The organism is Collinsella sp. 4_8_47FAA (assembly GCF_000763055.1).
GTDB lineage: Bacteria > Actinomycetota > Coriobacteriia > Coriobacteriales > Coriobacteriaceae > Collinsella.
Window position 1 is genome coordinate 514581 of sequence record NZ_KN214135.1, and the last position, 25798, is coordinate 540378.

Annotated in this window: 25 protein-coding genes and 1 tRNA gene; 5 read left to right on the forward strand and 21 right to left on the reverse strand. The window is 59.1% G+C overall.

All coding sequences use genetic code 11. The annotated features are described in order from the left end of the window. The first annotated feature begins 199 nt into the window (after positions 1-199). Both HMPREF9463_RS05600 and lacG read left to right on the forward strand, forming a co-directional pair. Positions 200-1978: a PTS lactose transporter subunit IIBC gene (locus HMPREF9463_RS05600; RefSeq protein WP_035137662.1), complete on the forward strand. Its 1779-nt coding sequence runs from the start codon at positions 200-202 to the stop codon at positions 1976-1978. Positions 1979-2053: 75 nt separating this feature from the next. Next, complete coding sequence (gene lacG / locus HMPREF9463_RS05605) at positions 2054-3475, forward strand: 6-phospho-beta-galactosidase (RefSeq protein ID WP_198019934.1); 1422 nt, start codon at positions 2054-2056, stop codon at positions 3473-3475. 549 nt (positions 3476-4024) lie between these two features. Here lacG and HMPREF9463_RS05610 read toward each other — a convergent pair. Then, entirely contained in the window at positions 4025-4789 is a 765-nt protein-coding gene (locus HMPREF9463_RS05610) for a DeoR/GlpR family DNA-binding transcription regulator (protein WP_035137663.1), read from the reverse strand. A gap of 204 nt (positions 4790-4993) precedes the next feature. On the opposite strand from HMPREF9463_RS05610, the gene HMPREF9463_RS05615 reads away from it, so the two are divergent. Then, positions 4994-6046 (forward strand): aldose epimerase family protein, encoded by a 1053-nt coding sequence (locus HMPREF9463_RS05615; protein ID WP_035137665.1) that lies wholly within the window; start codon positions 4994-4996, stop codon positions 6044-6046. A 324-nt stretch (positions 6047-6370) separates the two neighbouring features. Here HMPREF9463_RS05615 and HMPREF9463_RS05620 read toward each other — a convergent pair whose 3' ends face one another. Then, positions 6371-6853, reverse strand: coding sequence for a PTS sugar transporter subunit IIB (locus tag HMPREF9463_RS05620; RefSeq protein ID WP_035137667.1), 483 nt, complete (start codon positions 6851-6853; stop codon positions 6371-6373). A 207-nt stretch (positions 6854-7060) separates the two neighbouring features. Here HMPREF9463_RS05620 and HMPREF9463_RS05625 point away from each other — a divergent pair. Next, positions 7061-7136 (forward strand) — tRNA-Thr (locus tag HMPREF9463_RS05625). Positions 7137-7345: 209 nt separating this feature from the next. On the opposite strand, the gene HMPREF9463_RS05630 is transcribed toward HMPREF9463_RS05625, so the two are convergent. The 3 genes from HMPREF9463_RS05630 to HMPREF9463_RS05640 form a co-directional block, all read right to left on the reverse strand. Further along, positions 7346-7819 carry a NanQ anomerase/TabA/YiaL family protein gene (locus tag HMPREF9463_RS05630; RefSeq protein ID WP_035137668.1) on the reverse strand — a complete coding sequence of 158 codons (474 nt, stop codon included), beginning with the start codon at positions 7817-7819 and terminating at the stop codon, positions 7346-7348. A 197-nt stretch (positions 7820-8016) separates the two neighbouring features. Beyond that, the gene (locus HMPREF9463_RS05635) at positions 8017-8952 is read right to left on the reverse strand and encodes a hexose kinase (RefSeq protein ID WP_035137670.1); all 936 of its coding nucleotides are present in this window, start codon (positions 8950-8952) and stop codon (positions 8017-8019) included. A 59-nt stretch (positions 8953-9011) separates the two neighbouring features. Beyond that, positions 9012-9893, reverse strand: coding sequence for an aldose 1-epimerase family protein (locus HMPREF9463_RS05640; RefSeq protein WP_035137671.1), 882 nt, complete (start codon positions 9891-9893; stop codon positions 9012-9014). 156 nt (positions 9894-10049) lie between these two features. Here HMPREF9463_RS05640 and HMPREF9463_RS05645 point away from each other — a divergent pair, with 156 nt between their 5' ends. After that, positions 10050-10634 (forward strand): NADPH-dependent FMN reductase family protein, encoded by a 585-nt coding sequence (locus HMPREF9463_RS05645; protein ID WP_035137672.1) that lies wholly within the window; start codon positions 10050-10052, stop codon positions 10632-10634. 75 nt (positions 10635-10709) lie between these two features. On the opposite strand, the gene nagA is transcribed toward HMPREF9463_RS05645, so the two are convergent. The 16 genes from nagA to HMPREF9463_RS05725 all read right to left on the reverse strand — a co-directional run bounded on the left by nagA (position 10710) and on the right by HMPREF9463_RS05725 (position 25599). Next, positions 10710-11879, reverse strand: a complete 1170-nt coding sequence (nagA, locus tag HMPREF9463_RS05650) for an N-acetylglucosamine-6-phosphate deacetylase (protein ID WP_035137673.1) — start codon at positions 11877-11879, stop codon at positions 10710-10712. A 117-nt stretch (positions 11880-11996) separates the two neighbouring features. Then, positions 11997-13163, reverse strand: a complete 1167-nt coding sequence (locus tag HMPREF9463_RS05655) for an AgaS family sugar isomerase (protein WP_035137674.1) — start codon at positions 13161-13163, stop codon at positions 11997-11999. Between the two features lie 114 nt (positions 13164-13277). Further along, positions 13278-14009, reverse strand: coding sequence for a GntR family transcriptional regulator (locus HMPREF9463_RS05660; RefSeq protein ID WP_022094608.1), 732 nt, complete (start codon positions 14007-14009; stop codon positions 13278-13280). Between the two features lie 185 nt (positions 14010-14194). After that, the gene (locus tag HMPREF9463_RS05665; RefSeq protein ID WP_035137675.1) at positions 14195-15277 is read right to left on the reverse strand and encodes a PTS system mannose/fructose/sorbose family transporter subunit IID; all 1083 of its coding nucleotides are present in this window, start codon (positions 15275-15277) and stop codon (positions 14195-14197) included. Then, positions 15267-16067, reverse strand: a complete 801-nt coding sequence (locus HMPREF9463_RS05670; protein WP_035137676.1) for a PTS mannose/fructose/sorbose/N-acetylgalactosamine transporter subunit IIC — start codon at positions 16065-16067, stop codon at positions 15267-15269. Before HMPREF9463_RS05670 ends, HMPREF9463_RS05665 begins: the two co-directional genes overlap by 11 nt. A gap of 90 nt (positions 16068-16157) precedes the next feature. Continuing rightward, on the reverse strand, positions 16158-16640 hold the full coding sequence (gene agaV / locus HMPREF9463_RS05675; RefSeq protein ID WP_035137678.1) for a PTS N-acetylgalactosamine transporter subunit IIB: 483 nt from the start codon (positions 16638-16640) through the stop codon (positions 16158-16160). A gap of 36 nt (positions 16641-16676) precedes the next feature. Continuing rightward, a complete protein-coding gene (yajC, locus tag HMPREF9463_RS05680; RefSeq protein WP_035137679.1) occupies positions 16677-16958 on the reverse strand; it encodes a preprotein translocase subunit YajC in 282 nt (93 codons plus the stop codon). Then, positions 16958-17401, reverse strand: coding sequence for a PTS sugar transporter subunit IIA (locus tag HMPREF9463_RS05685; RefSeq protein ID WP_035137680.1), 444 nt, complete (start codon positions 17399-17401; stop codon positions 16958-16960). The genes yajC and HMPREF9463_RS05685 overlap by 1 nt, the downstream gene beginning before the upstream one ends. Positions 17402-18032: 631 nt before the next feature. Beyond that, complete coding sequence (locus tag HMPREF9463_RS05690; RefSeq protein WP_022094614.1) at positions 18033-19127, reverse strand: hypothetical protein; 1095 nt, start codon at positions 19125-19127, stop codon at positions 18033-18035. A gap of 126 nt (positions 19128-19253) precedes the next feature. Continuing rightward, positions 19254-20339: an isocitrate/isopropylmalate dehydrogenase family protein gene (locus HMPREF9463_RS05695; protein ID WP_035137681.1), complete on the reverse strand. Its 1086-nt coding sequence runs from the start codon at positions 20337-20339 to the stop codon at positions 19254-19256. Positions 20340-20345: 6 nt separating this feature from the next. Beyond that, on the reverse strand, positions 20346-21044 hold the full coding sequence (locus HMPREF9463_RS05700; protein WP_022094616.1) for a hypothetical protein: 699 nt from the start codon (positions 21042-21044) through the stop codon (positions 20346-20348). A gap of 15 nt (positions 21045-21059) precedes the next feature. Then, positions 21060-21488 carry a hypothetical protein gene (locus HMPREF9463_RS05705; RefSeq protein ID WP_022094617.1) on the reverse strand — a complete coding sequence of 143 codons (429 nt, stop codon included), beginning with the start codon at positions 21486-21488 and terminating at the stop codon, positions 21060-21062. A 5-nt stretch (positions 21489-21493) separates the two neighbouring features. Further along, positions 21494-22573, reverse strand: coding sequence for an NAD(P)-dependent oxidoreductase (locus tag HMPREF9463_RS05710; protein WP_035137682.1), 1080 nt, complete (start codon positions 22571-22573; stop codon positions 21494-21496). A 98-nt stretch (positions 22574-22671) separates the two neighbouring features. Further along, a complete protein-coding gene (locus tag HMPREF9463_RS05715; protein WP_035137684.1) occupies positions 22672-23625 on the reverse strand; it encodes a DegV family protein in 954 nt (317 codons plus the stop codon). Between the two features lie 79 nt (positions 23626-23704). After that, complete coding sequence (gene hpf, locus HMPREF9463_RS05720; protein ID WP_035137685.1) at positions 23705-24289, reverse strand: ribosome hibernation-promoting factor, HPF/YfiA family; 585 nt, start codon at positions 24287-24289, stop codon at positions 23705-23707. A gap of 317 nt (positions 24290-24606) precedes the next feature. Continuing rightward, positions 24607-25599 (reverse strand): substrate-binding periplasmic protein, encoded by a 993-nt coding sequence (locus HMPREF9463_RS05725; RefSeq protein ID WP_232219760.1) that lies wholly within the window; start codon positions 25597-25599, stop codon positions 24607-24609. Positions 25600-25798: the final 199 nt, after the last annotated feature.

Sequence of the window (25798 nt, forward strand, 5' to 3'; positions counted from 1 at the left end):
CGTTTACCGGACAATCCCGACCGTTCACCCGCAAATCCTTGTTGCCTTTCTAGAAATGTCTTACGTTGTCATTAACGAAATGACAACGTTGTCATTTCACAATGCCTTCCTTACCTGGAAGGTTTCCGGGCAGTCCTGACCATCCATCGACGACCAGTTCCATCCACATGCATCGCGCATCAAGTAGCAAAGGAGCTCTATGGACGCCATCGTAAAGATGCTCGAAAAGCATCAACCGTTCTTTGAGAAGATCTCGAGGAACATCTACCTCCAGGCCATCAAGGACGGATTCCTTGGGTGCATGCCCATCGTCCTCACCTCTTCGATCTTCCTGTTGATCGCCACCCTTCCCGGCGTCGTTGGCATCACGCTGCCCCAGCCGCTCATCGACTGGTGCAACAAGCTGTACAACTTCACCATGGGCGTCATGGGCATCATGGTTGCCGGCACCACCGCCAAGAACTTCACGGCTTCCATGAACCGTCGCATGCCCGCCGGCAAGGTGCTCAACGACGGCTCCACCATGGTGGCCGCCCAGTGCAGCATGCTGCTTCTCGCTGTTACGCAGTTCACCACCAAGTTCGACGGCTCCGAGCTTTCGGTCTTCGATTGCACCAGCATGGGTACGCGCGGTCTGTTCTCGGCCTATATCGCCGCATTCATTACCGTGTGGGTTTATAAGTTCTGTGTCTCGCGCGATCTGACCATTAAGCTGCCCAAGGAGGTCCCGGGCGCCATCGCTCAGAACTTCCGCGACATCATCCCCTTCGGCGGCGCCGTCATCATCTGCGGCATCATCGATGTCGTCGTGCGCAACCTCATGGGCGTTCCGTTCTCCGAGCTGCTTATCAAACTGCTCTCCCCGCTCTTCACTGCGGCAGAGACCTATCCCGGACTTATCCTTATCCAGGCAGCCACCGCGTTCTTCTGGTTCATCGGCGTCCACGGCCCCTCGATCGTCCAGCCGGGCATCGACCCCATCCGTCTTGCCAACCAGGCCGAGAACCTGCAGGTTCTGCTGGCCGGTGGCCACCCCGCCCACTCCCTCACCTTTAACATGTCGCTCGTGGGTGAGTTCGGCGGCACCGGCGCCACCTTCATCGTGCCGCTTCTGCTGATTCTCTTTATGAAGTCCAAGCAGCTCAAAGCCGTCGGTAAGGCCTCGATTGTTCCTGTTGCCTTCGCCGTCAACGAACCGCTGCTCTTTGGCGCGCCGATGATCCTTAACCCCTACATGCTCATCCCCTTTGTTGCCGCCGGCTGCGTCAACGTGAGTGTTGCCAAGTTCTTTATCGATAACGTGGGCATGAACGGCTTCTCCTTCGTGGTGCCTTGGGCCACCCCTGCCCCCATCGGCATCTTCATCACCACGAACTTCCAGCTTATCGCCTTGGTGTTTGTCGCGATCATCATCTTGCTGGACGCCATCATCTACCTGCCGTTCTTGAAGGCATACGATAAGCTGCTCTGCGACCAGGAGGCCGAGCGCGCCGCCGAGCTGGGTCTTGAGTCCGATGGTGCTGCCACCATCGCCGCCAGCACCTCTGCGCCCGCTGTCGAGCAGACGACCGCTTCCGTCGAGACGACCGCTGCCGCCGCCGACAGCGAGCCTGTCGCCGATCAGCCCGAGCCCGCTGCCGATGCATCCGCTAAGAAGGATGTCGACGGCCTGAAAGTCCTCGTCCTGTGCGCCGGCGCCGGCACCTCTGCCATGCTTGCCAACGCCATCAAGGAAGGTGCCGCGCAGACCGGAGAGAACATCGCTTCCTCCGCAGGCGCCTATGGCCAGCACACCGCCATCATGGATCAGTACGACGTCATCGTGCTCGCCCCGCAGGTTCGTAGCTACTACAACGACATGAAGGCCGACACCGATCGTCTGGGCATTAAGCTGCTCGCTCCCCGCGGTAAGGAATATATCGACCTTACCCGCGACCCCGCTGGCGCCATCAAGTGGCTCCGCGAGAACCTCGACTAGTTCCTCCCTCTGTTGGTGCCCGGATTCCCGGTTCGGGCACCTCTCCCTATTCGTATCCCACAGAAAGGATGACTCATGACCAACCCCATGCAGTTCCCCGACGGCTTTGTGTTTGGCGGCGCCACCGCTGCTTACCAGGTTGAGGGCGAGACCCGTACGCACGGCAAGGGCAAAGTGCCCTGGGACGATTTCCTGGCAGCCCAGGGTCGCTTCTCCCCCGATCCTGCAAGCGATTTCTACAACAAGTACCCGGTCGATATTGACCTGTGCCAGCGCTTCGGCATCAACGGTATTCGCGTCTCCATCGCTTGGAGCCGTATCTTCCCCAACGGCACTGGCGAGATTAACCCCGAGGGCGTCGCCTTCTATCACGAGCTTTTCGCCACCTGCAACAAAGCCGGCGTTATCCCCTATGTCACGCTCGATCACTTTGATACGCCCGAGGCCTTTTACCAGAACGGCGGCGAGGGCTTCCTGACGCGCACGACGATCGACGCCTTTGTCGAGTACGCCAAGTTCTGCTTTGCCGAGTTCACCGAGGTCAAGCACTGGTTTACCTTTAACGAGATTCCCGCAACCGCCGAGGGCAGCTTTATCGTCGGCAACTGGCCGCACGGCGAGAAGTATCGCCTGGACAAGGCCTTCCAGCTCATGCACAACATGATGGTGGCCCATGCCAAGGCCGTCGTCGCCTTCCACGAGGGCGGCTTTGAGGGCGAGATCGGCATTGTCCAGAACCTGGAGCCCAAGTATCCCCTCGATCCCAGCAGCGCTGCCGACTGCGAGGCAGCTCGCATGGCCGACGTCATCAACAACCGCTGGGTACTCGACGCCACCTTCCGCGGCCACTATGCAGCCGACACCATGGAAGCCGCGACCAAGCTGGCCCATATCGCCGGCGGCGAGCTCGACGTCCGTGACGAGGACATCGCCGCGCTGACCGCCGCGCTCCCCTACAACGATTGCCTGGGCGTCAACACCTACAAGTGCCAGTTCCTGCGTGCCGCCGAGGGCGAAAACGACATCAACCACAATGGCACCGGCGACAAGGGCTCTTCGCGCTGGTTCCTCAAGGGCGTGGGCGAGTCATGCGTGCGCGAAGGCGTTCCCACCACCGATTGGGACTGGATCATCTATCCCGAGGGCCTCTACGACCTGCTGCTTCGCATTAAGAACGATTACCCCAACTACAAGAAGATCTACATCACCGAGAACGGCATGGGCTATAAGGACGACTTCGAGGATGGCTTTATCGACGACGCCCCTCGTATCGACTACATGCGCCAGCATCTCGCGTGGATCCTCAAGGCGATCGACGGCGGCGTGAACGTCGACGGCTACTTTGTGTGGTCGCTACAGGACCAGTTCTCCTGGACCAACGGCTACAACAAGCGCTACGGCCTGTTCTACATCGACTTTGAGACCCAGAAGCGCTATCCCAAGGCGAGCGCGTACTGGTACAAGAACGTCGCGGAGACCGGCCTGCTCATGGCCTAGTTTCCGCCGCATACCCCCTGTCGGCCGCATGCGAATCCCTCCACGGGTTCGTATGCGGCCTTTTTGTTTTTAACCGAGCCGCGCCGCACGTTTGTCTCGATCTGTAACATCTAGTCGAGTATTTCGGCCCTAGCTGTTACAGATCAAGACAAACAGAACGCCCGAGCAGAAATATCTCAATCTGTAACACGTAGCCCACTTTTAACCGTCTAACTGTTACAGATCGAGACAATAAGATAGTCAAATCCGAACTTTCCAAGCAGTTATAAAGCATGGTTTCTAGTTTTCGGTATCACGAACATACTTTCGGTATCATTTGATACCGATATGATACCGAAAACATATTCGGTCCCGCTGGAGGACTTCGTACGCTACCCAACCAAGTTGCAGGTTCACGAACTCCGTCGATCTTCCGAGCGCCCATGAATTCCTATTTGCGCGTCAAATCGCGTCACGTTGACACGTAAAATGGCGCGCAAATTTTTACGCGTCATTGTAAAGCGGTACCCCCGCGCCGGCAGGGGGCAGAAGTATCGTCTGTAGCATTAGCTAGCAGATGACCCGCGTATGTTCCTCGATGGCGACACGATCCTCGGCGGCGATGCCCGGTTCGCACACCACGGCGTCCAAATTGTCCAGTCGACAGAAGGTGTAGAAGTCGCGCTTGCCGATCTTGCTGGAGTCGGCGATGAGGTAGCGCGAGTCGGCCTTGCTAAAGGCGAGCTGCTGGATACGACCCTCATCCATATTAGACGTAGACACGTCGCCATCCAGAATGCCGTTGGCGCCGATAAACGCCGCATCGATACCCAACGCACGCAGAGTATCCTCGGCCGTTGGCCCCACAAAAGCGGCGGTGCGGCGACGGTACATACCGCCCACGAGACACAGGTCGCAGTCTTCGCGTGCCTCGAGCAGGTTAAACACCGAAAGCGAATTAGTCACGATGCGCAGGCGAAACGCCGGCAGCATCGAGGCCATCTGCTCCACCGTAGTGCCCGTGCCCAAAAAGATGGTCGAGCCTTCCTCGATAAGCTCCACAGCACGGCGCGCAATCTGCAGCTTTTCCTCGGCATGCTTGGTGCGCTTTTCGCTGTGCGAATACTCATGGCGCAGCATAGCGTGTGGACGGCCCTGCGCACTGCGGGCTCCGCCGTGCACGCGCTCGATCTCGCCCAGGCTCGCAAGCTCCTCAAGGTCACGGCGGATCGTCATATCCGAGACACCTAACGCATCCGAAATCTCCTTGACCGAGACCGTGCCCTGCTCTTCGAGCAGCTGCCGAACCTTATCCTGTCGCTCCGCTTTAATCACGATGAGTCCTCGCTGTTCCACGCTCACGTCAATTCAAACAGTAACGAACAAATTGTATCAGACCCGTGCGTGTCAAAAATGAACGCCCGTACAGCTCAATCATCACTTTTTTGAGAAAAATACCCCCTGCTTTAGTGGGGTGTAGTGATAATCTCGCCTGTTCGCGCTACAGTTTGTCGGAAATACCTCGATGTTAGGAACCAAATGATCACTTCCGAGCTTTTCGGCACCGCGCCGTGCGGTACCCCCGTTCATCGTTACACCCTCAACGGGCCCGAGATCTGCGTTCGCATTATGGACTTTGGCGCCACCGTGCTGGGCATCGACGTGCCCGACATCCCCGGCAACGCGCGCGATGTGGTGCTGGGCTTCGATAAGCTCGAGGATTACTTTGACAACCCCGCCTGCTTTGGCGCGACCATCGGACCTGTGGCCAACCGCACTGCAGGTGCCACGATCACCATCGCCGGCACGGACTGGCATATGCCCGCCAACGAGGGCACCAACAACCTGCACAGCGATCTTGAGCATGGTCTGCACAAGCGCGTATGGGACGTTGAGCTCGACGAGGTTCACAATGCCGTGCGCATGACCACCTCGCTTGAGGACGGTGAACTGGGCCTCCCCGGCAACCGCACCTTTACGGCCGTGTTTACCGTGACGCGCACCGGCGTCTTTCGTGTCGAGTATGGCTGCGAGAGCGACCGCGCCACGTACGTGTCCATGACCAACCACACGTACTTTAACCTTGCCGGTCACAACGCCGGCATGGACTGTGAGCACTTCTTTGTTGCTAACGCTGCCCACTACCTGCCCATCAACGAGCAGAATATCCCCACCGGAGAGATCGCTCCGGTCGAGGGCACGCCGTTTGACTTCCGTGAGCTGCGCCCCGTCGCGCCCGGCATGGAAGCCGACGACCCGCAGATTAAGCAGGCCCGTGGCTACGACCACTGCCTGTGCATCGATGGCTATCAGTACGGCCGTAATCTGCGCCGCGCGATGCACGTCGAGGAGATGTGGACCGGCCGTGAGCTGGACTATTACACCACTGCCCCGGGCGTGCAGCTCTACACCGGCAACTGGCTGGGCGACGAACACGCCAAAGACGATGCCAACTATGGTTGGGGCGCCGGCTTTGCCCTCGAGGCCGAAATGTATCCTGACACGCCGCACCATGCGCTGTTCCCCCAGGGCATCGTGGGCCCCGGTCATCCCTACAGCAATGTGATCGAATACCACTTTATGAGGCACTAGGCCCACAACGCGACATATCGCACAGCAACGCCCGCCGGCACACCGCCGACGGGCGTTTTTCATCTTTTGGGCTCTTTTTCGCTGTGACTGTATGAGTGACATATCAAAACTATGCCCATTTACTACGTTTAGCCCGGGATGCTCGACCATGCACCGGTTTTTGTTAAATGCGTGAGCCGTCTACCTGCGGTTTTGTTTTTCTCAAATTCGACATGCTCGGCGATAACCGATCAAACGTAGTAAATGGGCATAGTTTTTGACAGGCGGCATCGCGCGCGTCCCTCGCAAGGGCAAAATGATCCGTTTTCCTCCGTCCCCAAGGGATCAGTTGAACAGATTGCCGATGGAGTCGGGGGCGAAACTGGGAAGATAGCGAATTTCTAGCTCTATGCCGAGCTTTTGCAACTCTTTGAAGGCGGCGATGTCCGTATCGTCTACGGCAACAGCAGGCGTTGCAGAGCGCTTGCCCTCCCCTGCCTGCATATGGCCGATGCTGATCTTGGCTATTGGCACACCGCCCTTAACCAGCGCGAGCGCATCGGAGGGTGAGGCCACCATGATCAGAATCAATTGGCGAGGCGTTGCGGTATGAATGATGTCGATGGCCTTTTGTACCGAGAAAAACCGCGTCCAAACGCCTTCTGGCGCCGCCACCCTCATGGGTGCCCATTGGCGCGAATCTGCCGCGATCTCATCGTTGACGATTAGGACAAGGTTGGAACCCACGGCTTCGTTCCACAGCTCAACGTCTTGTCCGTAAATGAAACGGTCGTCGATACGTGTGAGAAGGATCTTGGGTTGAGCCATGGCTGCCCCATTCTGTTTGAGACCCATACGAGCGGGACGTCGACCACCAACTCAACAGCTGGTCAAGCGCCAGATGGACGCCGCAGACATCACGCCTCTAATATTAGTGCATTTAACGTGAGAAAAGCCGTCAGAACCCTTGCGCGGATGTGCGATGTCCCGTATCATAGACAGCCGTTGACGCCTCAGTTGCGCCATCACATGGCCGCCAGCGTAGCTCAGTTGGTAGAGCACCGCTCTCGTAAAGCGGGGGTCACCGGTTCGAGCCCGGTCGCTGGCTCCATTGCACAAGATAGCCGCCTTCGGGCGGCTTTTTTGTTGCCGATTTCGGGCGCGCATCCGCCAATCCAAGCACAACGCCGCCGGCAACTCCCCTACTCAACAAAAAGCCCCGCCAGCCGCAATCCCCAAAGGAACCGCGATCAGCGGGGCCTAAGCGCGCTCCCCCAAAGGAAAACGCTCACAACACGAACAGCTCAGCCGAGCAGCGCGTTACTCCTCCCAGTAAGCATCTGCAAGCAGCTTAAAGCAGATCTTCTTGACCGGCTGCGCACCATCGCCCGAGAACTCGAGCGTGGGCATGTGAGGCTCGCCGGCAACGAACAGCGCGAACTTGTCGTCGGCAAGATCGCCGGCGATCGAGGCGTCTGAATCGACCAGATCGTAGTCGTCCTTCTCGTCAAACTCCTGGACCGGAGTCAGGCTGCCCGTGGCGACCTTAAAGGCCTCGCGACCCTCGACGTCGATCTGCAGGTCGTGATAGCGCTGATGCGTCTCGTAGTGGGCCTCGGCCTCCGAACGCGTCGTGGGAGCCATGACGTTCGCATAGACCTTGTCGCCCAGAATCGGATGGCTGCCGACCTCGAGCTCCGCCGGGTCGTTCTCCTCGAGCCAGTCAATCAGCACGTCGAGGCCCTTGAGCATTCCGCGGTACTCCTCGATATCGCCCAATGCACCGTAAATCATCTAAATCCCCTCTCGGATCGTTCCTTTGGCGGCTACTCGGTAAACGCATTACCGACGCTGTTGCCACCCACATACGTCTCGACCAGGGTAAGGTCGGGATTGAACACGACAAAGTCGGCGTCGCGCCCCGGCATAATGCTACCGCACTTGTCGTCAACATGAGCTAGCAAGCGATGCCGAGGCCGATGCCCAAGCTCTTACAGCTCGGTCACGACAACGCCGTTGTAGACCTCGTCCCAACGATCCATAACCAAGTGGCCAGTCATGGGATCCATGGCGTTGAGCTTGCCGCAAGTGTTGGCGGTACGCAGCACCGTCTCGTCGTCTGCGCCAGCAGCGATGGCATGCGCGAAGCCCGCGATAGTGGAGTCACCAGAGCCCGTGGCGTTAACGGCAGGGATATCGGGCGTCTTTGCGCGGAACGCACGGCCATTGTGGAAGCCAACAGAGCCGGCAGCGCCCATGGACACGACGACCCAGGGGATATCGGAGAAGCGGGCGTCAGAAGCGAGCGCGGCGCGGAGCTCGTCCACATCGTCGGTGGTAAAGCTCGTACCCAGAAGGCCGTTGATCTCGGTCAGGTTAGGCTTGACCAGCTCGGGCTTAATTTCGGACTTAAGGGCGGCCTCGAGCGAAGCACCCGAGGTATCGAGCAGCACCTTGGCTCCGGCGTTCTCGGCAATGCCCGTGATCTTGGCATAGTAGTCCGCCTCGACACCGCGGGGCAGAGAACCCGAAATGGTGACGACGTCGGCCTTGCCCGCAAGCTCAGTAAACTTGGCAGTAAAGGCATCGAGTTCCTCGGGGGCAATTGTCGGGCCACTCTCGAGCAGCTCGGTCTGGTTGCCGGCGTGGAGGATGTTGAGGCAAATGCGAGTCTCGCCCTTGATGGGCACAAAATCATTCTTAATGCCGTTAGCGTCCATGAGCTCGGCCATATAGGCGCCCATATGGCCACCAAGCAGGCCGGTTGCCACAACATCGTCGCCCAACTGACCAAGGACGCGGGCTACGTTAAGGCCCTTGCCGCCGGCGGTCTTTTCGGGCGTCACACGGTTGACGTCGTCGATGACGAGCTCATCGAGCTGATAGCGCGTATCGACAGACGGGTTCATCGTAACGGTGAGGATCATTTTTAGCTCCTTATCTCGCAGGCTCCTTGTGCCTCGCGATACGAGTCGACAAAACGGAATTACAGAATCTCAATCGTGAACGAGCGAACGACGGTCTCCTTGGGCTTGGCGATAAGGCAGCCGCGCTTGTGCTCAAGCACGTCGTCCTCATCGGAGCAGGTCGAAAGGCCGCCCCAGGGTTCAACTGCCACAAAATCGCCCTCGGGCTTGCTCCACACAATGAGATATGGGAAGCCCTCAAAGCTCAGGCGGACGCCCTTGTCCTCGCCCTTCTTGGAAAGCGTGACCTGACGGCTCTCGAGCACATCAAAGATGGTCTCCGCAAAATCGAAGAGCTCATGCGACAGAGGCAGCGTCTTTCCCACCATGGGGTTCTTGGAGCGGTTGGTAACGTCAATCAAGCCAGTCGAAGGGACAGCGGTGCAGAGCTCCGCAGCCTCGTCCTTCTCAAAGCGCAACTCGTAGTCCGTATAGGCCTCGCCCTCATCGAGCGGACACCTAAAGCCGGGATGACCGCCAATAAAGAACGGCATGTCCTCGGTGCCCTCGTTGGTGACCTCGTAGGAAACGCGCACGGCAGCGTCCTCGAGCGTATAACGAGCGACAAGCTTAAACGGGTACGGATAATCGCTCAGCAGCGCGGCGTTATCCTCCGAAGCCAGGCACATCGCCAGCTCGTTCTCGCTCTGGCTCAGCAGCTTCCACTCCTGTTTGCGCGCAAACCCATGGCGGGCGAGCTTTACATGATGCCCGGCAAACGTCATGGCGTTGTTATCGCGCAAGCCTCCGCAAATCGGGAAGCAAATCGGTGCCTGGCCGGACCACACGGCGGGATCGCCCTGCCACAGATACTCGCGACCTCCGGCCTCGATCGAGGTAAACGAACCACCGGCCGTGGACACCTTAATAGAAATCGAATCGTTGGAGAGAGCGTATTCCATTGCCCATCCTTTCGAACAACTGCTTTTTGCTCGCAAGTACCCGTCTCGGCCCTAACCAAAGGACAAACCCGCACGTTCATCGATGCGTCCGGTATCCCAGCCATGTAACGGGGTACCATACAGACATTGATGCAATTACAGCTGAAAGGCCTTCTTATGCGAACCATCATCCTCTACGCCTCGCGCCATCACGGCAATACGAAAAAGCTCGTGGACGCCATCGTTGAGGCACACCCCGAGATCGATACCCTCGACGTCAAGGCGCTCGGCAAAAACGAGTATCCCAACCTGCACGAATATCATCTGATCGGTGTCGCCACGGGCATCTATTACTCCGAGATCGACAAAGATATGGCACGCGTGCTCACTAACGTGCTGCAACCGCAGGACAAGGTGTTTGGTCTTATGACCTATGGCGGCAAAAACAAGTGGTACGGCAAGGATATCGATGGCATCTGCCGCATGAGGCAGGCCATCTTTATGGGTGTCTACGGCTGCCCCGGCTTTGATACGTGGGGGCCGTTCAAACTCACCGGCGGTGTCCAAAAGGGACACCCAACCGCTGAGGAAATTAAGGGCGCCGTCGACTTCTTCGACAAGATCGAAGACGAGTATGGCGACATCATCGTCGAAGAGTACGCCAAGCGTGAGAAGCGCCTAGCATACGAGAAGGAGCATCCTGCAGGAGGTCTGGTGGCCGGCGTTAAGCGCACGGCAAAGAAGATCGCCAACAAACTGTAACTGTGAAGGTGCTTTTGAGCGTTTAACCCATACGGCGGGTCCGAGCAGATTCGGGCCCGCCGTCTTTTTCTATCGTTACTCGGTAAAGGCGTTGCCGACGCTCTGGCCGCCAACATACGTCTCGACGAGGGTGAGATCATGGTCGAACACGACAAAGTCGGCGTCGCGACCCGGCATGATGCTGCCGCACTTACCCTCGATGTGCGCGGAGCGTGCCGGCACCTCGGTTGCCATGCGAATGGCGATATCGGCGCTGGCGATGCCCCAGTCGACGATGTTCTTGACGCCCTGGGCAAGCGTGAGCACCGAGCCGGCAATGCTCTTGCCGTCGGCGAGCCAGCACAGGTTGTCCTTCATGATGACGTCCATGCCACCACTGGTGTAGCTGCCCTCAGGCATGCCGCCGCAACCCAGGCAGTCGGTGATGAGCACCGTGTGCTGCCAGCCCTTTGCCTGCAGCAGCGCCTTGATGGCGGCAGGGTTTACGTGCTTGCCGTCACAGATGATCTCGGCGTAGGTCTCGGGCGTGGACATGGCAGCACCCACGACACCGGGCTCGCGGTGATGCAGACCGCGCTGGCCGTTATAGGTGTGCGTAAAGCAGCTGGCGCCGGCATTGATGGCGGCAATGCACTCATCGTAGGTAGCGTCGGAGTGACCGATGCTGGTCACGACGCCCTTCGCGTTGAGGGCGGCAGCATAGGCGGCAGCGCCATCACGCTCAGCGGCCATGGCACTCTTGACGATACGTCCGCCGGCAGCCTCCTGCCACTGGTCGAAGACCTCCTCGGAGGGGTCGATCAGGTAAGCGGGGTTCTGTGCGCCCACGTGCTTCATGGTAAAGAAGGGGCCCTCCAGGTAGATGCCCTGAATGCGAGCACCGCAGAAGTCGGGGCCGCGACCCTCGTCCGCCTGAGCGATGGCGGCGCAGGCGTCCTTGATCTGCTCGACGCCATCGGTGAACGTCGTGGGCAGCCAGCTGGTGGTGCCGCGACGGGCGAGCTCGGTCGAGCTGATATCGATGCCCTCGGGATCGTTATCGGTAGTTGAGTGGTTATAGAAGCCATGGATGTGAGTATCGACCATACCCGGTGCGATCCACGATCCCGTGTAGTCCTTAATCTCGCAAGAGGGCTCGTCGGCCTGCCAGGCGCCAAAGACGCCATCCTCGACCATAAGATAGCCGCCCAGTTGCGGGCCTGCCGGCAAGAAGAACTTGTCAGCCTTAATTGCGTACGTGCTCATATGCACTCCTTGCTTCTAAAGCAGTTGACTGTAGTGATGCTTGTACCCAGCTCACGTAAAACAAAAAGCGCCCGCCCGCCGTTATGAGCGGACGGGCGCCCTTACAGGGGGACGCGATTAAGCGGTGAAGGGGTGAATCGTCACGCCCTTAACCACGCGGTTGACCGTGCCGGTGGGGCTCGGCGTATCGGGCGTGTTGCCCACGCGCACGGAGTTGAGCAGGCTGATAGCCTGGGCAAACATCACGAACGGCAGAGCAAGGTAGCCCTCGGGAAGTGCCTCGTAGCCCTTAAAGGTGAAGGACTCACCCTCATAGACGGTGGCACCTTCCTGCTGAACGGCGATGGTGTGCTGAGCGATCTCGTCGCCACCGATCTCGTTGAGGATGTCGATGTCGTACTGACGGGTGTAGGCGTCGTTATTGACGAACACGAAGACGAGCGTCTTATCGTCGACGAAGGACTTAGGTCCGTGACGATAGCCCATGGAGGTGTCGTAGGAAGTAGCGACCAGACCGTGAGCGAGCTCAAGGATCTTGAGCTGGCTCTCCTGGGCAAGGCCACCGAAGGAGCCAGAACCCAAGTAGGTCACGCGGTTGAAGTCGCCAGCCAAGTAATCGGCGATCTCGGGCTCACGGGAGATGACCTCCTCGCCCATCTTGGCAATCGTCTCGACCCACTCGGCCTTCTGCTCGTCAGAGGCAGTGTCGAAAATAAGGGTGGAGAGCAGGGTCATGCAGGAATAAGAACCGGTCATGGCGAAGCCCTTGTCGTTGGCGCGCGGAATGAGCAACGTCAGCGCGTTGGGATCATCGGCAGACTCGACGGCAAGCTTGCCCTCGGGAGCGCAGGTGATGTTGAGGAACTTGACGTTGTGGACGAGCTCCTTGGCAACGGCAACGGCGGCAAGGCTCTCGGGGCTGTTGCCAGAGCGAGCAAAGGAAACCACGAGCGTGGGATCCTCGGCACGCAGGAAGTCGCGCGGGGCGCTCACGATGTCGGTCGTGGCGATGGGCTTAAAGTCGTAGAGATCAGTGTTGCCAGCGTGACGCAGGTACGGGGCGCAGGTATCGCCAACATAGTCGGACGTACCGGCACCGGTGAAGACAACGGACAGACGACCCTCGCCCATAGCGCGAGCCTCGGCCAGGAAGGCCTCGATGGCCTCCTTGTTCTCGCGATAGATGTTGAGCGTATCACGCCAAAGCTCGGGCTGCTGAGCAATCTCGGCCGTGGTGATCTGGGCGCCGAGCTCGGTGAGCTCCTCGACACTCTTCTCGAACATTTCTAATACCTCTCTCTAGAAGTAATCCTCTGACGTGCAATTATACACTTCGGTTGGTTATCTGGTAGTAACCAGTTAAATGCAAAGAATCACCATATGGAAACGATGCGAGCACTAGTTACTGCGCTGGTGGTAAACCTTGTATTTAAACTGATCGGCACGAGCAACCGAGAGTGTGTACTCCACTACCTCGTTTGACTCGTTATACGTAGTCCTGACCAAATCGAGCACAGGCGAGCCCTCGACAATTCCCAAAAGGTGGGCATCGGTGGGACGGGCTATGCTCGCATAGAACTCCTCTTCGGCCACGCGAATCTTTTGCTGAAAGTCCTGCTCAATCACATCGTAAAGCGGCTTACGCTCCAGCAGCGGTCGCTTTAGGGACAGAAATTGACGAACCGGTAGATAGCTGCGTTCGACCATCATGGGCATGTTGTCGGCAGAACGAAGGCGCTTGAGCTTAAAAATGCGATCACCGATGCGCAATCCCATATGCTCGGCCAGATTCTTATCGGCCTCCATCTCGCAAAACTCGAGAATCGTGGTCTCGGGTTCTCGACCCATCGCGCGCATCTGCTCGGTAAAGCTGTAGGACTGCATAAGATTGGTTGCTTTTGCCGAACGGTCGGTCACAAAGGTACCGCGACCGTGCTGCCGAACCACCAGTCCTAAACGCTCCAGTTCCTGCAGAGCCAGGCGTACCGTAGTGCGCGAGAGACCATAGCGCTCCGAAAGTTCGCGCTCGGAAGGAATCATGTCACCGGCGCGATATTCATGGTCAATCTTTTCGGTCAGAATATCGACCAGCTGATCGTACAGCGGTTGCTTACGCGCTCCGATCGCCATCCTATCCTCCCTTTTGCTCGAATTCGGCTAGCTACCTAGGGTGTTTAGCATTATCAGTCTGCCACACCCGAATCATCAAGAAAACAAAAGCCGCGCGCTCTTTCGAGCACGCGGCTTTTAACATACACATGGCTTAAGGGGTCGGGGTGTGAGCCGCGTAGGGACACACCCCTCAAGCTAGAGCCTTACCAGATGCTCGGCCAGAGACCAAGCGGGCCAGCGCCCAGGATGCCAAGGACGAAGAGCAGGAGAATGCCCTTGGTCGGGGTCCAGCTGTGCTTAGCGAACATGTAGTAAAGCAGCAGCGTAAGCATAAGCGGGACAAGCTTCGGGACGATGGTGTTGAGGGTGTCGGCAACAGAGAAGTTGACCGGATCCTCGGTAACGGTGCCGTAGGTAACGGACTCCATGCCGTTGCCCAGATCGGTGACGCCGCACTCGACAGGGTTGCCGTCGGCATCGGTGGCGGTGAGGGCGTCGCCGTCCTCATTAGTCATGGCGATGGTACCGGCCTCAGCGGTCTCGGTATCGATGCCCTCCATACCGGTGAAGTTCTCGGCCTCCTTCTCGGAGACGATCACGGTAGTGGCGGAGAGGCCACGGGTGGTGCCGTTGGGGATCTGGAGGTTGATCTGGGTGCCACCCATGGTGACGACCAGGCAACCGACGACGAAGACGCCCATGATGGAAGCGGCACGCGTGAAGGCCTGCATGTTGGCGGTCAGAGCGTCAATAGCGCTGGTGCCAAGCTTGTAGGACCAGTTCATGAGCCAGAAGCGCAGAGCGAACTGGACAACGTTGAAGATCACCAGGAAGATAATCGGCGCAGCGGCGTTGCCGTTGATGGCCATGTTGGAGGTGATGCCGGCCGTGATAGGCACGAGCGTCAGCCAGAACAGAGCGTCACCGATACCACCGAGCGGGCCCATTGCGGCGACGCGGACGGCGCGGATCGTGGGGATGTCAACCTTGTTCTGCTCGAGCGAAAGCACGATACCCATAACAAAGGTGACGAGGAACGGGTGGGTATTGAAGAACTCCAGGTTGTGGCTCATAGAAGCCGCGAGGTCGTTCTTGTTGGTGTGGATCTTCTCCAGACCGGGGATGATGGAGTAGAGCCAGCCAGCGGCCTGCATACGCTCGTAGTTGAACGAGGCCTGCAGGAAGCAGGAGCGCCAAGCCATCTTGTTGAGGGTCTTCTGGTCGAGCTGCGGAGCAGGAGTGAGATCCTCGTAGTGCTCCGGGATCACATACTCATTAGATGCCATCTTCGAAGTCACCTCCGTCAGAAACAGCTGCACCCTTCAGCTCGGTCTGCTGCTGGAAGTCCCAGAAAGCGATGCCGAAGCCGATGAGAGCGAGGATGAGCAGGGCAGGGGTTGCCAGAGAATCGTTGGCAACGGTGATGAGCGCGAGGCCAAAGCCCATGAGGAAGAAGCCCCACATATCGCGGTTCATCATAACCTTGAGCAGGACGGCGAAGCCGACGAAGCGCATCATGCCGCCTGCAGCGGAGAGACCGGTCTGCAGCCAAGTCGGGATGGCGGAAGCGATGGTCTGACCGATGGTAGCGCCAGCGATGAAGAACAGGGTGACGACGACAGCGAAGATCAGGCCGAGCAGAGCCATGGCGAAGTAGTTCAGACGCTCGATACCCTTGGTGTCAGCGTTGTGAGCCATGTTGTCCGCGGAGGACATGAGCGGCGACATAAGCGTGAAGACCAGGGTAACGCCGAGCTGACCAAGCAGAGCGAACGGAATGGCAAGGCCGACTGCCGCGTTGGGCTCGAGGCCCGTAGCGATAGCGAGAATGGCTGCCATGATGCCGCCGATGACGGCGTTAGGCGGCTGAGCACCTCCGATCGGCATGTTGCCGATCGTCATGAGCTGATAAGTACCACCCACGAGAAGACCGGTGTTGAGGTCGCCAAGGATAAGACCAATGACGGCGCCGGTGACGATGGGCTGATAGAGAGACTCGAGGAAGTTAAACTGGTCGATTGCCGCGACGAACGTGACGATGAAGACCAGAGCGACCTGGAAGATCGTGTATTCCATCTTGCTCCTCCTTTCAAAATGTATGTACGCACTTTGGATATCACGTACAGAACGTCAGGGTTTCAATCCTGACAACGTGGATCACGAGGATTACGAGAAGAGCTTGCTCGTGTCCTCAACAGGCGTGCTCGGAACGCGCCTGATCTCCAACTCCACCCCCAATTCCTGCAGCTCTTTAAACGCAGCGACATCCTCGTCGTTAACTGCGACGGAGGTGGCGACTTGGCGCTTTCCTTCCGACATGTGCATGTTGCCGATGTTTACCTTCTTTATAGGCACACCGCCCTTGACGAGCGTAAGCACGTCTTCCGGTGTTTCGGCCACGATGAAGATCTTCTGGCGCGGGCTCGCCTTGCCAATGACGTCGATGGTCTTCTGCAGAGAGAAGAAACGCGTAGCGACGCCGGTGGGAGCGGCCATCTTCATGAGGTTCTGGCGCATGGTGTTGGACGCCACGTCGTCGTTGGCGACGAGGATGAGGTTGGAGCCCAGGGTGGAGTTCCACTGGGTGGCAACCTGACCATGAACCAGTCGGTTATCGATGCGGGTAAGAAGAATGTTGGGTTCTGCCATGTTGATCAGCTTCCTTTCGTTATTTGCTGACGACAGTTACTTGATCTCCTGAATCGCGTAACGCGAAACATCTACGACGGCTCCGGATCGGACTTTGATCTGGACCTTCTCGCCTTCGATGCCTTTGACGGTTCCGTAGATACCGCCGGCGAAAAGAACCTCTTGACCCGGCTTGAGCTCGGTGTGCAGCTCCTTGAAGTACTTCTGCTTCTTCTTCATGTTGATTTGCGACCAGACGGTGTAAATCAAGCCCATGATGACAAGCAGGCCTAAAAGGGCGACCGAGGAGCTCAGGACGTTGGCTCCGAAATCGGCCATTAGATGCCGTCCTCGTCGCCGAAGATATCCTCTTCCTCGGAGCCGGCAACGGATGCGACCGTCTGGGCGGTGACGCCCGTCTGGCCAACGGTCACGGCCTGCTCGCCAAGCTCGGCGAGCGTGGCATTGCCGCGGAGGAACAGAAGCTCAATAACCATGGGAAGGTTGGTGCCAGTCAGAACCTCGACGTTGTCGACATCCTGGGCAATCATCATCGACTGGTTGAACGGGGTGCCGCCAAGCAGGTCGGTAAAGACGAGCACGCCATCGCACTCCTCGCGCATGGCGGTAATAGCGGCGCGGAGATCCTCACCGTAGGAAGCAGCCTGGTCGCCCTCAAAAGGAACGACGGTAAAAGCGGGCTGGTCGCCGGCAACCATAGCGATAGCGCTAGCTAGGCCGGGTGCGAACTGTCCATGACCGGTAAGAATAAAGCCAACCATTCAAATTTCCCTTCCGAAGGTGTGTACAATCTGAGTCCGATGATTTTCGGAAGCCAGCGGGCGCTCGCCCTTAAAGCTTCTTAGAAAGCCTTCTTTGAAGACCAGTGGTTTCTAAACTGGTAGTAACCACGTGACGTGTTGTTGTCACTATATCACCCCAAAAGAGGTCGCTTTCGTTGATTCATACGGTAAAACGTTTTTGCACCGCTCACGGTGATAAATCGACCGTTTACCGGTCGTTAACACTTCTACCTGCGGTTTTGAAACCGTTTCGAAATGTTTTGGCAAAAGATCGGATCTTTTCCTGTGTCTAAACAACGCAGGGCGGCTAAAAATAGCGTGTAGAAAAATTGCAGGTCATTGTGAAGATATGTGAATTGGTCTTTTTGACTTAATACCAGTTAGAACCAGTTTTGAGATTATCGGTGAACGGTAGTTTTCGACCGTTCACCGGTTACTTGCAATCGTTTACAGTTATTTTCCCATATGAATCGGGGATACGCGATGGAGCGCTTGCGCGGGCGCGAGGCCTACCCTAGTGGTTTCGGTAACAAAAAACCCGCTAGAACGTTGTCCGTTCTAGCGGGCTCAATCAGGTAGATCGGTTAGCGCGCAGTAGTGCAGGCAAACCTTACGCAAACAGGCCGTAGATGCTGATGTTGGCCTTGGCGTAGAGGCCGTTAGCATACTCGGTCCACTTGGAGCTGGCGCTCGAAGCCTGCGAGGAATACTGCTGATAAGCAGTGTAGTAGGCGGTCATGGCCTGCTTGTAGGTGGCGCTATCGGCCGTAAAGGCATCGTCGGCAAAGGCCTTGGCATAGGTGCTGTCGGCATCCTTCCAGGTGCCCTTTTCGCTATCCCACTCGTCGCCGGCAAGTTTGATGATGTAATCGGCGTAGTCCTTGCTCGCGGTCTCCTCGTTGCCGTCAGCAGGCTCGGTCGGGGCGGTCGGCATGCTTGCGGAGCTATCGCCCACCTTCTTCTTGTAGAGCTTCTGCAGCGTCGCGGACTGACGGACGATCTGCTTGGCCTGGTCCTTGGACACGCCATACTGCGTGGCCATGGTCTTGTAGTCCGAAGTGCCGATGGAATCCTCGGCGTACTTCTTCATCTCCTTAGAAGAGACGGTGATGCCCTCGTCCTCGGCAGCGTCGAGCAGGATCTTGTTGCGCACGTAGGACAGGATGACGTCGGCAGAGGGAGCGGTGTAGTTGCCATCGCCATCCTTGACGGTGTCGAGGCTGTACTGGCTCTCAATGGCCTCGCGCGCGGTGATGTCGCTCTTCTTGCCGTTGTAGCTGTAGCTTGCCACGGTCGAATCGAGCTGGTCCTCGGTGAGGGTCGCCGAGCCGACACCCTTGCCGCCAAAACCACCATTGCCAATAAAGAAGCCAATCACGGCAGCAATCACGACTGCAACCACAAAGGCGGCAATCATCGTCTTCTTGTGCTTGGATGCGCGGTCGTCTTCGTCGGAACCCAGGATATCGTCGTCCTCGTCCTGCTCCTCGGGCATGAGGTTCTCGTCGGCGGCGTCCGCGGCGATCTTTGCCTCCAGGCGAGCGTCCTCCTCCTCGGCCGTCGTACCGGCGGCAATATGTTCGGCAGACGTACCGGCGACCAGATCGATCTTCTCCTCCTCATCACCATCGGGGCCTTCGCCGCGCTCGATGATCTGGATGCCGTCGATCTCGTCCTTCTCGTCCTTCTTTTGAATCAGACCCATATCAGTTACTCCTTGTTAGGAAACATAGTCCGCAATAGAATACGCCCGACAAAGCGCCGGGCGTATTGATTCTCAGGTTATACGCAAACACTTAAGTACTATTTAGGCGTTTGCAGTCTGCATGCCTTAGGCCAGGTGCGCGATAACGGCATCGGCAAAGGCCTGCGTGCCCACAGCGCCCTCAACGGAGCCGGTCTGGGCACGACGAACGTCGCCGGTAACCTGCTCACCCTCGTCGAGCGTGGCAGAAACGGCGGCGCGAATGCGATTGGCCGCGCCGTTCTCGCCCAGGTGATCGAGCATCATAGCCGCGGACAGAATCTCGGCTGTGGGGTTAGCGATATCCTGGCCAGCGATATCGGGCGCGGAGCCGTGCGTAGCCTCGAAGATGGCGCAGTCGGCACCGATGTTGGAACCCGGAGCCATACCCAGTCCACCTACCAGACCGGCGCACAGGTCGCTCACAATGTCACCGTACAGGTTGGGCAGCACCAGGACATCGAAGTCGTTGGGGTTCTGGACCAGGCCCATGCAGGTGGCGTCGACGATCTTGTCGTTGAACTCGATATCGGGATAGTTGGCGGCCACCTCGCGCGCAACGCGCAGGAACAGGCCATCGGTCGCCTTCATGATGTTGGCCTTATGCACGGCCGTCACCTTTTTGCGGCCGCAGCGGCGGGCGTACTCAAAGGCGTACTCCACAATGCGGCGGCTCTTGGCGATGGAGATGGGCTTGATCGAGATAGCGGAATCGGCGGCGAAGGCCTTCTGACCCGAGCGCTCGACAAGCTGCGAGAGCTCCTCGACCTCGGCAGCCCCCTCATCGAACTCGATGCCGGCATAGAGGTCCTCGGTGTTCTCGCGCACGATGACCAGGTCGACGTCGCGGAAGCGCGAGCCGTCGCCCGGCTGCGACAGGCAAGGGCGCACACAGGCGTACAGGTCAAAGTGCTTGCGCAGGGCGACGTTAACGCTGCGGAAACCCGTGCCAACCGGCGTAGTAATGGGACCCTTGATGGCAACCTTGGTCTCGGCGACCGCATCGAGCACGTGCTGGGGCAGCGGCGTGCCAAACTCGTCCATGACACCGGCACCGGCCTCCTGGACGTTCCAATTGATCTGGACACCGGCGGCCTCGACCACGCGGCGCATGGCCTGCGTAATCTCGGGACCGATACCGTCACCGGGAATCAGGACTACATCGTGCGCCATAATCTGTTACTCCTCGTCTTCGGCGTCGTCAGATTTTTTAACGCTAGCACGCTTCTTCTTTTTGGAGAGATCCAGGCCAAAACGTTTAACAAGCATTTCGCAAATCTCGCTCGAACGGGCCTTGAGATAGCTGCCTTTGCCGTTCTCGGCGTCGAACTTAAGGCGCAGCGCGAGCTTCTCGGCGACCTCGGCGTCAATCTCGCCCCGGCCAAACTCGTACAGGCAACCGAGCATGTCGCGATACTCAAGGTCGCCGTGGTAGCACTGGATGGCCTCGTCCAGGATGGGCCAAGCCTCGCGCGAACGCTCGACGCTCGTGGCGCCCCACACGCACAGCAGGCGGAAGGCGGCATAGCGCAGCGTGGACGAAATCTCATCGAACAGCGCGGTCTCGGCGCCCTCAAAGGCATCGCCCAGCTGCTCGGGGCAGGTGGTGGCGAGCGCCGCCAGGGCATCGAGAGCCTCCCAGCGGGTCTGAGCCTCGGGGCGGTCGAGCGCCTCGATCAGCGCGGGCACGCAGGGCACGACACGCTGCGGATCGCGCTCGGCAAGCAGGTGCAGCACGCGGGCGGCAAACTGACGGATGCGGCGCGTGGGGCAGCCGAGCTCCTGGACCAGGCGGTCGACGGCGTTCTCGTTCTCCTCTGCCAGCTGGAGCTGTGCCAGCTCCTCGTCGGTGAGCTGTTCGTCTTTGTTTTCTGCCATAGTTACCTCTTTTTACTATTTCTTAGCGTGCTTGTCAGCACCCTTGCTGTCATCGGTGACCGAGATGAGCTGTCGGTCGGCCGCGCCATTGCGACGCGCACGGCGGCGCTCCTCGGCATCGCCCGCGTCGGCGGCGGCGCGGTGAGCCTTGTTAACGTTAAAGACCTCGTCGTGTTTGCGCCACGGACCGACGGACTCGCCAAAGCTCATCTTAAGGCCGGCGATAAAGCCGCCGAGCCAGCCGATCGGCGCAAACTGCACCAGCGGGAACAGCGAGAACACCCAGGTCAGCAGGATGACTGCCGCCGCTCCCGCAAAGTTGGCAATCCAGTAGTCGCGCTTGGTGATGACGCGCTTTTCGCACGCCCACTGGCCGCACAAAAAGCCAATGTAGATCGCGAAGAGAAAGAGCACCAGCGCAAGCACCACGAACGTCCAGCTCATGGGCGCTACTCCCCGTGATGGTGGCCGCAGCAGCACTCGTGGCCATCATCATGGCCGTGGCCGCCGCAGCACTCGTGGTCCTCGCCATGGTGGTGGCCGCAACCGCACTCATGGTCGTCGCCGTGCTCGCCGCAACCGCAGCCGTCCTCGTGAGCACCGTGCTCTTCGGGACGATACTGCGACCAGTCCAGACCGGCGGCGATGGCGTCGGCCTCCTCCTTATAGAGGACCGTGATGGCCTGGGTGCCCAGCTTGGCACCACCGATGGCATCGAGCATGTCGTAGAGCGTAAAGGCCACGTCGGCGCCGGGCAGCGCAAGCTCGCGATCGTCGGCATAGGCGAGCGCCAAGCGCAGGTCCTTGATGAAGTGCTCGACCATAAAGCCGGGCTTGTAGTCGCCGTCGAGCGCCTTGGTAGCCAGGCTCTCCATGGCGCCGGACTTGCCGGTACCGCCCAGGATCATCTGGCGGGTCTTCTCCAGATCAAGGCCGCTCAGCTCGGCAAATGCCATGGCGTCTGCCATGCCGACCATGCAGGCGCCCAGCGACACCTGGTTGGCGAGCTTGGCAGCCTGGCCCTTGCCGGCGCCGTCGAAGCAGCAGATGTTGGCCGCAAAGGTGGCAAGGATGTCGCGGACCGGCGCGATGTCGTTCTCGGTAGCGCCCACGATAGCCGTGAGCGTACCGGCGATAGCGCCCGACTCGCCGCCGGTGACGGGGCAGTCAAACGCCATGCGACCAGAAACCTGGGCGGCCTCGGCAATGTCGCGCGCCAACTCGGGCGAGCTCGTGGTGAGGTCGATCAGGACCGCGCCGGGTTTAGTGCACGCGAGTAGGCCGTCGCCCGCCAGGTAGAGCTCCTCGACCTCGGAGGGATAGCCCACCATGGTAAAGACAACATCGGCGTTAGCCACGGCATCGGCCGGCGTATCGGCCCAAGCGGCACCGCGCTCGATAAGCGCGGCAGCCTTGGACTTGGTGCGGTTGTTGACCGTGACGGGATAGCCGGCATCCAGGATGTGACCGGCGATGGGGGCACCCATGATTCCGGTGCCGATAAATGCGACGGAGAGCTTGTTTGCCATGAAACCTTTCCTTTTGGGTTGGGTGTTGTTACCAGGTTGAATACTCGATGCCAGCGTTTGGGCAGTGAGCTGGGATCGATTACGGCCGCGTTACTTGCCTACTGACCGCGCACGCGACGGGCGATGCGGTCGGAAAGCGACGCCTTGTCGGCGCGGTTCTTACCCCAAAACGCGCAGGCCACCATGCCGGGGCCCACGTGCGAGCCAATGGTGGGGCCCACGGAGCTGCGAATGATTGTGACGTCGGCGCAGCCCTCCTCCTTGCGGATGGCGGCTTCGAGCCAGTCACCGTCCTTTTCGGCATCGGCCGTCATGATGGCGATGGGCATGGTGCGGTCGGGCACGTAGTTCTCGCGGAACGACTTGAGGATGGACTTGAGCGCCTTCTTGCGGCCGCGGTTGACGCCGATCAGCGACAGCGAGCCGGCCAGGTCGTAGGAGAGCTCGGGCTTGACATCGAGCTTTGCCGTGAGCTGCGCCGCCGCGGGCGGAATGCGGCCGCCAGCAGCCAGTGCGTCGAAGCTCTCGAGCGTAAAGTAGCCGTGGACGTAGGTCTTTGCCTCGTTTGCCCAATCGACCAGCTGCTTGGCGGTCAGTCCCGCCGAACGCTGGCGCACGGCCTCGAGCGCCAGGAGCGCGCCAGTCGCGCAGGGCAGAGCGTTGTCGACCACGTACAGCTCAAAGTTGGGATACTCGGCGCGCACGGCATCTGCCGCCTGGCACGCGGAGTTGTAGCTCGACGACAGCGCCGAGGTAAAGCACAGGTAGACCGTGGGCGTGCCCTCTTTGGCGCACTCGGTAAAGAACTCGATATAGCGACCGAGCGACACAGCCGAGGTGGACACGCGGGCGCCGGCGCGCATGCGGTCGTAGAACTCCTTGGGTGTGATGCTCGACCAGATGTCGTCCGTGCGCTCTTCGCCATCGATAATGAAGGGGAAACCCAGGATATCGACATCGAGGTTCGCAGCGACCTCGGGGCTAAAGTCGCAGCAGGTATCGACGACGATGCGGCAACGGTTCGAATGACCGGCGGATGCGGCCTTGTCCATCAAAGCGACTCCTTACGTAAAAAGGCGGCCACCCGCATGGGATGGCCGCCAACCGTTAACTCATGCAAGTTAACGTATTTTACTCGTCAAGTGTTTCGATGCGGGGCTTGATGATGCCATATCCACCATTCTTACGGTGATACACCACATTGATGAGACCAGTCGTCGCGTTCTCGAACACGTAGAAGTCGTGGCCCAGCAGATCGGTCTGCACCAGCGCCTGCTCCTCAGTCATCGGGGTGACATCGATGACCTTCTCGCGGACGAGCAGGTCGTCCTCCTCCTCGGGCAGCAGCAGGTCGGCCAGATCCTCGACGCGCTCGACCGGCGCAACATCCGCTGCACTGGCACCGCCCTGGCGGTTGTCCACGACCTTGGTCTTGAACTTGCGCAGCTGGCGGGTGACCTTATCGGCGGAGAGATCGATGGCGGCATACATATCTGCGCCGTGCTCGGCAACGCGAATCACAGAGCCGCGGGCACGAACCGTAACCTCGACGATTGCCGGGTTGGGGTTCGAGGGGTTCTTCTCATAGCGAAGTACAACGTCGACCGTCATGGGCTCGATATCGAAAACCTTGAGCGCCTCGCCGATCTTCTCATCCACATGCGCACGCAGAGCATCGGTTACCGTCGTCTTGCGTCCAGAAACCTTGATATCCATACGTGGCTCCAATCTGCCTCGGGGACTTACTGTACTGGCTATGTACCCATTGCCGTGCATTTAATCACGCGGATTCCTAAAGACCCGAATAACGATTGCTTGATACCGCATACCGAAGTCTCGTACTTTTCCATGGCAAAGTGCGCTATAGGAGGGCGTCGGCGGCTTTGTATTTGGTCCCGAAAATTGGCTTTGACCTGCTAGTTTTATTTGGATGAAAAAGCCGGGCTCCCCTATTGGAGAAGCCCGGTAGTGCGTGTTGAAACCGTGAAGAGGCATCTCTCCTAGCGCATAGGAGACGCCACCCCTAGCAATAACTAGCTATTGAGCTTGTTAATGTCGTCGTCGGTGATAGTGCCCTCCTGGCTGGACGATTTATCCTCGGAGGTTGTACCCTCGCTGCTCGAATCGGAGGATGCAGACTCGCTGGATCCGGTGTCGGTCGGCTGCACGTCGGCGCCCGAGACCGTCTTGGTGGTGAGGTCATAGGGCATCGTGCCGTACCAGATGGAGTGGACCGCCTCGAGCGTGCCATCGACCGTGATACCGTCGAGGGCATCGCTCACGGCACGGCATAGCTCATCGTTGGCCGCGAGGCCCGCGACGCCGAGCGTCGAGGGTGTCTCGAGCGCGCCGACGTAAGAGATCTGGCTCATCAGGCGCGCAAGGTAGCCGCCGGCCGTGGAATCGCAAATCACGTAGTCTATCTCGCCGGACTCGAGCGCCTCAAAGCACTCGTTGATGTTGGAGAAGGTCTTTTGGTTGGCCGTGATGCTCTGCTTGGCGAGCGCTTCCTGCGAGGCCGAAGAGGTCTGAACGCCCAGGGTAGCGGTGTTAAGCGTTTCGGTGGAAACGCTCAGCGACTCGCCATCGCTCGTCTTTCCGAACACTGCCGCAGCGTCGTACAGGCAAGTACCAAGCGTGCTGATGTCACCATCCGTGGAATTGATGTCACCAATGAAGATGTCGGCCTTTTTGTCACCAAGCGCGGAATCGGCAGAAGACGCATCGACGAAGGCAACCTTAAGGCCCATGCGGCTTGCAAGGGCGCGGGCAGCGTCGACCGCGTAGCCCGTGAGGTTGCCATCGGCGCCCTGCATGGCCTGCGGGGCATCGGAGGTATCGAGGGCAACCGTCAGGGTGCCGGGAGTGACCAGGGCATCGTCCGACACCGCAGGGGTGACGGTCTCGCGCTCGATCTGGTCAATCGTGGGTGTCGTGAACGTGGACAGCGGATTGAACGCGCATCCGCTCAAGCCCAATACGGCAATGACCGCCGCGGTCCCAGCACCTAACCGAGCCGCGTGCATCAAGCTGCCCCTCACCATGTCCACTACCCTGCCTTCTGTGTCGTATACAATCCGTGCGTTGCGCGGAATAACGGGTTGTTCCCACCAGCTGACCTGGTATTTGACCCCACACTTGCGCACCGGGGTGTTTGCTCGGGAGGCCGTAGCCACCTTCACGACTGGCCCGCTCGCCCGCGAGGCGGTATTGCCCCAAAGAAAG

Excerpts from the sequence above, each read along its gene's own strand:
- HMPREF9463_RS05600 (WP_035137662.1), top strand. The coding sequence starts at position 200 with ATGGACGCCATCGTAAAGATGCTCGAAAAGCATCAACCGTTCTTTGAG.
- lacG (WP_198019934.1), top strand. The coding sequence starts at position 2,054 with ATGACCAACCCCATGCAGTTCCCCGACGGCTTTGTGTTTGGCGGCGCC.
- HMPREF9463_RS05615 (WP_035137665.1), top strand. The coding sequence starts at position 4,994 with ATGATCACTTCCGAGCTTTTCGGCACCGCGCCGTGCGGTACCCCCGTT.
- HMPREF9463_RS05620 (WP_035137667.1), bottom strand. The coding sequence starts at position 6,853 with ATGGCTCAACCCAAGATCCTTCTCACACGTATCGACGACCGTTTCATT.
- HMPREF9463_RS05630 (WP_035137668.1), bottom strand. The coding sequence starts at position 7,819 with ATGATTTACGGTGCATTGGGCGATATCGAGGAGTACCGCGGAATGCTC.
- HMPREF9463_RS05635 (WP_035137670.1), bottom strand. The coding sequence starts at position 8,952 with ATGATCCTCACCGTTACGATGAACCCGTCTGTCGATACGCGCTATCAG.
- HMPREF9463_RS05640 (WP_035137671.1), bottom strand. The coding sequence starts at position 9,893 with ATGGAATACGCTCTCTCCAACGATTCGATTTCTATTAAGGTGTCCACG.
- HMPREF9463_RS05645 (WP_035137672.1), top strand. The coding sequence starts at position 10,050 with ATGCGAACCATCATCCTCTACGCCTCGCGCCATCACGGCAATACGAAA.
- nagA (WP_035137673.1), bottom strand. The coding sequence starts at position 11,879 with ATGAGCACGTACGCAATTAAGGCTGACAAGTTCTTCTTGCCGGCAGGC.
- HMPREF9463_RS05655 (WP_035137674.1), bottom strand. The coding sequence starts at position 13,163 with ATGTTCGAGAAGAGTGTCGAGGAGCTCACCGAGCTCGGCGCCCAGATC.
- HMPREF9463_RS05660 (WP_022094608.1), bottom strand. The coding sequence starts at position 14,009 with ATGGCGATCGGAGCGCGTAAGCAACCGCTGTACGATCAGCTGGTCGAT.
- HMPREF9463_RS05665 (WP_035137675.1), bottom strand. The coding sequence starts at position 15,277 with ATGGCATCTAATGAGTATGTGATCCCGGAGCACTACGAGGATCTCACT.
- HMPREF9463_RS05670 (WP_035137676.1), bottom strand. The coding sequence starts at position 16,067 with ATGGAATACACGATCTTCCAGGTCGCTCTGGTCTTCATCGTCACGTTC.
- agaV (WP_035137678.1), bottom strand. The coding sequence starts at position 16,640 with ATGGCAGAACCCAACATTCTTCTTACCCGCATCGATAACCGACTGGTT.
- yajC (WP_035137679.1), bottom strand. The coding sequence starts at position 16,958 with ATGGCCGATTTCGGAGCCAACGTCCTGAGCTCCTCGGTCGCCCTTTTA.
- HMPREF9463_RS05685 (WP_035137680.1), bottom strand. The coding sequence starts at position 17,401 with ATGGTTGGCTTTATTCTTACCGGTCATGGACAGTTCGCACCCGGCCTA.
- HMPREF9463_RS05690 (WP_022094614.1), bottom strand. The coding sequence starts at position 19,127 with ATGGGTCTGATTCAAAAGAAGGACGAGAAGGACGAGATCGACGGCATC.
- HMPREF9463_RS05695 (WP_035137681.1), bottom strand. The coding sequence starts at position 20,339 with ATGGCGCACGATGTAGTCCTGATTCCCGGTGACGGTATCGGTCCCGAG.
- HMPREF9463_RS05700 (WP_022094616.1), bottom strand. The coding sequence starts at position 21,044 with ATGGCAGAAAACAAAGACGAACAGCTCACCGACGAGGAGCTGGCACAG.
- HMPREF9463_RS05705 (WP_022094617.1), bottom strand. The coding sequence starts at position 21,488 with ATGAGCTGGACGTTCGTGGTGCTTGCGCTGGTGCTCTTTCTCTTCGCG.
- HMPREF9463_RS05710 (WP_035137682.1), bottom strand. The coding sequence starts at position 22,573 with ATGGCAAACAAGCTCTCCGTCGCATTTATCGGCACCGGAATCATGGGT.
- HMPREF9463_RS05715 (WP_035137684.1), bottom strand. The coding sequence starts at position 23,625 with ATGGACAAGGCCGCATCCGCCGGTCATTCGAACCGTTGCCGCATCGTC.
- hpf (WP_035137685.1), bottom strand. The coding sequence starts at position 24,289 with ATGGATATCAAGGTTTCTGGACGCAAGACGACGGTAACCGATGCTCTG.
- HMPREF9463_RS05725 (WP_232219760.1), bottom strand. The coding sequence starts at position 25,599 with ATGCACGCGGCTCGGTTAGGTGCTGGGACCGCGGCGGTCATTGCCGTA.